The sequence below is a fragment of the Desulfocurvus sp. genome (assembly GCF_023230885.1).
Taxonomy (GTDB): Bacteria; Desulfobacterota; Desulfovibrionia; order Desulfovibrionales; family Desulfovibrionaceae; genus Desulfocurvus.
In genome coordinates this window covers 1-5,640 of record NZ_JALNWM010000214.1, presented here as the reverse complement: position 1 = coordinate 5,640, position 5,640 = coordinate 1, and the positions used below count along the sequence as shown (strand labels likewise).

The following is a 5,640-nucleotide window of genomic DNA, read 5'->3' as shown; positions in this document are numbered from 1 at the left end:
GGTTCTTATTACCCGCCGGGGGCGTTCTGTCAAGGGCGGCCCACGGCCCGGGCGGCGGGCCGCCGCAGGCAGGAAGGGACCGTCGGCGGCCGGGGCTCCCGACGGGGCGGCGCCCCGGGCCGCACTGCGGCGGGCGGCGCCGGGGCTGTGGCGGGCGCTGCCCGGGGCCGGGCGGAATCCACGCGGGTCCACGGCGGCGCCTGCCTGGGCGCTGTTGCGTTGCCGCCGCCCGCCGGGGGCGGGGGCGCGGCGGGAAGGCTTCGGCCCGCTTCGCGTTGTGTCGCCCGGAGGAGCCCGCGCCGCTTTGCGTCGCCCGCCGGGGGGGCTTGCCCGGGCCGGGGTCCGGGGGTATTGTCCAGGCGAACCAGAAGGGGCCGCGCCCCGGGAGTCCGCCATGAAGTCCGTCCTGAAGCCCTTTGTGCTGTGTGCCGTGGCCGTCGCGCTGCTGGCCTGCGCCGGGTGTGCCCCCCGCGCCATGTCCCTGCCGGAGGCGCGCGGGCTGTGCTTTACCTACTCCACCGGCGGGGGCCGCAGCCCCCAGAACCCCGACGGCGGCGGCGGAAGCTGCGGCGAGATGACGGCCATCTGCGAGGCGTTCCTGGACGTGGGCCGACTGACCCCCCTGGACCGCGAGGCCTGTCTGGCCGACTGCGCCGCCACGCGCCGGGAGCTGTACATGCGGCACATGGCCGACGGCTGCTGGGTCAACGCCAAGCGTGCTTCCGACCTCTGCCAGCGCTATTGCCGGGGCCTGGAAGACTAGGCTGCCTGCGCCCTTCGCAGGCGCGGCTCGCGGGCCAGCCCCTGCGGGCTCCGGGCCGCAGGGGCCGAGCCTGCGCCGTCCTCGCGGGCCATGTCCGGCCCTGGGGCCCCGTGCCGCGTCTTCAGCCGGGGGGCGGGTGCCTGGGCGCCGGGAACGCCGCCCCCGCCACGGCCCGCCGAGGGAAGGCGGGAGCCGCCCTTGGCGGGAGCGGTGCTGGCTGTGGCGGCGCAGGGCGGCGCAGGGCGGCGCTCACGAAACCGCCCCTTCCGCGGCTTCACGACGAGCGGTCCTCCCCTTGCCCTTCGGCCGCCCCGGGCCCCGGGCCGTCCGTCATGGCGGGGGGCGTCCTTTCGTTTCCCCCGCCCACCTTGAAGAACCCCGCCGTGTCCAGCAGCCGGGCGGCCTGGTCCGACATTTCCCGCGAGGCGGCGGCCAGTTGCTCCGAGGCGGCGGCGTTCTGCTGGATCACGCGGTCGAGCTGCTGCACGGCGCTGTTGATCTGCCCCGCCCCGGCGTTCTGCTCGGCGCTTGAGGCCGCGATTTCCTGGACCAGCTCCGCCGTGCGCAGGATGTCCGGCACCAGTTCGTCGAGCAGGGCCCCGGTCTGTTCGGCGGTGCGCACGCTGCTTGCCGAAACCTAGCTGATGTCCGCCGCCGCCGCGCCGCTGTGCTCGGCCAGGCGCCGGACCTCCGCCGCCACCACCGAGAAGCCCTTGCCGTGCGTCCCGGCCCGGGCGGCCTCGATGGCGGCGTTGAGCGCCAGCAGGTTGGTCTGGCGGGCGATTTCCTCGATGACGGTGGTTTTCTCGGCGATGCGGCGCATGGCGCCCACGGTCAGGCGCACATGCTCGCCGCTGGTCTTGGCGCTGACGGCGGCCTTGCTGGCCAGGCGCTCGGTCTGGGCCGCGTTTTCCGCGTTCTGCACGATGCCCGAGGTCATTTGCTCCACGCTGGCGGAAATCTCCTCGATGCCCGCCGCCTGGCTGGCGGCCCCGCGGGAGAGGGATTCGGCCGTGTCGTGCATCTCGCCGCTGCTGGAGGCCACATGCCCCGCCCCGGCCAGCACGCGGGAAACCACGCCGCGCAGGCGGTCGGCCATGTCGTTGAGGGCGTGGGCCAGCTGGCCGATTTCGTCGCCGGAGTCGATGGCCACCCGGCGCGAGAAGTCGCCCCGGGCCATGTCGCTGGCGAAGGACTTTATGCGCGCGATGGGCCGGACGATGCCCGCGCGCAGGAGCGCCCAGGCCGCCAGGGCCACCAGCGCCAGGGTGGCGGAGGTCCACAGGGTCACGCCCAGGGCCGCCTGGCGCACGCGGGCCCGGGCCGGGGCGCGGGAGGTGATGATCTCGAAGGCGCCGTGGATCTCGCCCGCCTGCCAGCCTTCCTTGACGCCGCCCACTGCGTCGGGCTGGCCCCGGGGGTAGCCGTGGCAGTAGAGGCATTCCTCAGTCAGCCGGACGGGCCGCAGGTAGCGGATCTGTTCGGCTTCGACGATGACCTTTTCCTCCAGCCCGAGGGTCCGGAACTCCTCGATGGCCGCCCTTTCCACCGCATCGGGGGCGTTGGCGGGGTTGCGCGGGCTGTCCTTGGGCGCCTTGAACCGGTAGCCCATCGCCTCGGCGTTCCGGGCGGCCATGCGCATGGCCGTGACCACGGGCACGGCTTCCAAAAGCCGCTCCGGGGGCAGCTCGTCGAAGGGGCGGATGATGCCCGCCTCGAGCTTGCGCGACATGTCGTCGCGCATGGCTTCGGCCATGAGGGTCACGGCCCGGCTTTGGGCCACCAGGGCGCGGGTGGCCTCGCTGTCGATGTCGCGGATGCGCATGACGGCCATGACGACGGCGATGACCAGCGGCCCGGCCACGGCCACGGCCATGATCTTCCATTTCATGCTCATGTTCCTGAACATGTCCTTTCCCTTCCGCGTCCCGGTGCGCGAGGTGTCCCGGCAGGTGTCGATGGAGAACCGATATTGGAACAAGAGTCGCACATGGCGGAGGTTTTGTCACCGCAAAAGGAGCTGGAGGCGGGTTCTGCGCGCGGGCACAGGGCCGCGGGGCGCCCGGGCAGGGCCCGGCCGTGCGGGCGGGGCTTGGCTGCAAGGGCTTCGCGAGCGGGGCGGGGGCGCCTGCCTCGTGCCCGGGGGCAGGCGCGGGCGGCCGCAAGGGCTCCGCGCCCCCCGGGGGATCAGGGCGCCGTCGTGGCGGTCCGCCCGTGCCGGATGGGCAGGCTGATGGTGAAGGTCGCGCCCTGGCCCGGCTGTGATTCGACATCGATGTCGCCCGCGTGGTTGCGGGTGATGATGAAGTAGGCCACGGAAAGGCCGAGGCCCGTGCCGACGCCCGGGGGCTTGGTGGTGAAGAACGGCTCGAACACGCGCCGCCGCACGGCCTCGTCCATGCCGGGGCCGTTGTCCGCGACGGCGAGTTCGACGCGCTCGCCGACCTGGCGCGTGGAGATGCGGATGCTGGCGTCGCCGGTCCTGTCCGGCTGCCTGAACAGGGCCTGGGCGGCGTTGCGCAACAGGTTGAACGCCACCTGGACGATTTCCGTTTCCGTGCATTCCACCAGGGGCAGGTTCGGCTCCAGATCCCGGATGATCGCGATTTTCCGGAAGTCGTAGCTGTGCTTCAGGTCGTAGTCGGATTCGGCCAGGGTGACGGCGCGCTCCACCAGCTCGTTCAGGTCCAGGGGCGAGAATTTGCTTTCGCTCTTGCGGCTGAACCGCAGCATGCTCTTGACGATATCCGCCGCCCGCTGCCCCGAGTCGCGAATGCCCTCCAGCATGGCGTCGATGCCCCGCTGCCGGAGGTACGCCTGCAGGAATTCCATGCTTCCGCCCAGGCCCTGCGCCGCATCCCGGTTGGCCTGCATGTCCGGCGACAGGCGGCGCTGGATGTTCTGCACGCCTTGCAGGATGCCGCCCAGGGGGTTGTTGATCTCGTGGGCCATTCCGGCCGCAAGGCCCCCGACGGAGAGCATCTTCTCCGACTGCACGAGGACCTCCGCGGTGCGCTTGCGTTCGGTGATATCCGTGAGGATGATCAGCACGTCGTCGCCGATGCGTGTGGTGCGGAATTCGATGTCCCTGGGCGCTCCGTCCCTGGTGTGGACGACCCATTCCCGGGGCACGGCGCCGCCCCCGGAGGCGCTCCGGTCCGGGGCGGTGGCCGCGCTCCAGGAGGCAAGGACCTTCTTGCGGTACGCAGGGTCGGGGTAGGCCCTGGGCCACCATGCGTCGAGGGTGGGCACGTCCTGGGCGGTATAGCCGAGCATGCGGGTGAATTCCCGGTTGATCAGGCGGACCGTCCCGTCCCGCGCGGTGACGGCCATGCCGAGGGGGGAATCCTCGACCACGGACTTGAAGTGCTCGCGGCTCTCGTGCAGCTCCCGGGTCCGGGCCCGGACCGCGCGGCTGAGGGACCACATCCAGGCCAGGGCGGCGAGGAGCAGCAGCAGGACGGGCACCCCGGCGTACAGCGCGTAGCGGACCAGCTTGCGCGTGAAAGACCGCTGTTCGTAGACGCCGAACCAGCGGTCGTGGATTTTCTGGTATTCTCCGGAGAGCTGGATGAGCTTGAGCCCTTCGTTCACTGCGGCGAGCAGGGCCTCGTTGCCCTCGCGCACGGCGATGCAGTAGCGGCGGGGTTCGATGGGCGGCCCCACGGTCATGATGTCGTCCAGGCCGTTGACCTTGGCGAGGTAGAGGTTCTGGAGCTTGCCGAGCAGGGCGGCGTCGTGGACCCCGCGGGCGACGAGCTTCAGCGCGTCCTCCTGGGATTCCGTGGTGAACAGGGTCGAGCCGGGCAGGGAGTCCAGGGCGAAGTCGTGCATGATGTCGCCGCGCTGGACGACCACCGTCTTGCCCCTGAGGTCTTCCAGGCCGTGGATGGGCGCGTCCCGGCGCACGAAAATGGCGTGGTTGACGATGATGTGGGGCGAGGAGAAATCCACGAGGCGGTCGCGCTCCTCGGAGTAGTACATGCCCGTGAGGGCTTCGATCTCCCCGCGTTCGAGCTGCTGGCGCACCTCGTTCCAGGGGCCGAGGTCGATCTTGACATCCAGGTCCATCGCCCGTGCCACGGCGCGCATGATGTCCACGTTGAAGCCGGTGGGAACGCCGCTGTCGAGGAACTCATAAGGCGGATAGTTGAAATCGCCCCGAACGGTGATGAACCCGGCGGGAGCGGGGGCGGCGCTGGTCGCGAACGCCGCGAAAAGGATCGCCGCGATGAGCAGCGCGAGGGGGTGGCGTCGTGTCATGTCGGTCCTGGCGTGAAAGGGACCAGAGGAGCAAACAATACCATCCGGCGAGGCCGACGGAAAGAAGTTTGTCCACCGGGATGAAGGCCAGGGCCGTGCCGGAGCCCGCTCCCGGCGGCGCGGTTCGCGCAGCGCGCGGGCGGCTCCGGGGCGGGAGGACGGGCTTCCGGGAGGCAGGCGCGCGGAAGGGACGCGGGAGGATGGGCGCCGGGGGAAGGGCGCCGGGGGAGGGTGCCGGAGGAAGGGCGCCGGGGGATGGATCACCAGGAGGAAGGGCCGCAAGGCGCGGGGCCTGCCCGCCAGCCGGGCCGCGCGCGGGCCAAAGACGCCGGACGATGGCCCCCGCGCCCAGCCGCGGGGCGCAGACATCCGCGCACTGGCCCCCCGCCAAGCCCTGCCCGCCCCGCCGCCAAAGGCCCGCCCCACCGCCACCGCACGGCCTGAATGGGCAACAAAAAAGCCCTGGAATTTCCAGGGCTTTGATTGCCTTGTGGCGGAGAGGAGAGGATTTGAACCTCCGACTGAGTTTCCCCAGTACACGCTTTCCAGGCGTGCTCCTTAAACCTGACTCGGACACCTCTCCGCGAAGGAGTGCCTATGTAGTAAAAAGCCGG

4 protein-coding genes and 1 tRNA gene are annotated in these 5,640 nt (G+C 71.3%); 1 reads left to right on the top strand and 4 read right to left on the bottom strand.

The genetic code is table 11. The features are described from left to right. Positions 1 to 394: 394 nt before the first annotated feature. On the top strand, positions 395 to 763 hold the full coding sequence (locus M0P34_RS13240) for a hypothetical protein (protein WP_291499917.1): 369 nt from the start codon (positions 395 to 397) through the stop codon (positions 761 to 763). Between the two features lie 274 nt (positions 764 to 1,037). Here M0P34_RS13240 and M0P34_RS13235 read toward each other — a convergent pair whose 3' ends face one another. From M0P34_RS13235 to M0P34_RS13220, 4 genes are all read right to left on the bottom strand, one after another. Next, on the bottom strand, positions 1,038 to 1,385 hold the full coding sequence (locus tag M0P34_RS13235; protein ID WP_291499915.1) for a hypothetical protein: 348 nt from the start codon (positions 1,383 to 1,385) through the stop codon (positions 1,038 to 1,040). Between the two features lie 15 nt (positions 1,386 to 1,400). Next, entirely contained in the window at positions 1,401 to 2,672 is a 1,272-nt protein-coding gene (locus tag M0P34_RS13230; RefSeq protein ID WP_291499913.1) for a methyl-accepting chemotaxis protein, read from the bottom strand. A 278-nt stretch (positions 2,673 to 2,950) separates the two neighbouring features. Further along, positions 2,951 to 5,026, bottom strand: coding sequence for a transporter substrate-binding domain-containing protein (locus tag M0P34_RS13225; protein ID WP_291499910.1), 2,076 nt, complete (start codon positions 5,024 to 5,026; stop codon positions 2,951 to 2,953). Between the two features lie 491 nt (positions 5,027 to 5,517). Continuing rightward, positions 5,518 to 5,609: transfer RNA gene (locus M0P34_RS13220), tRNA-Ser, on the bottom strand. Positions 5,610 to 5,640: the final 31 nt, after the last annotated feature.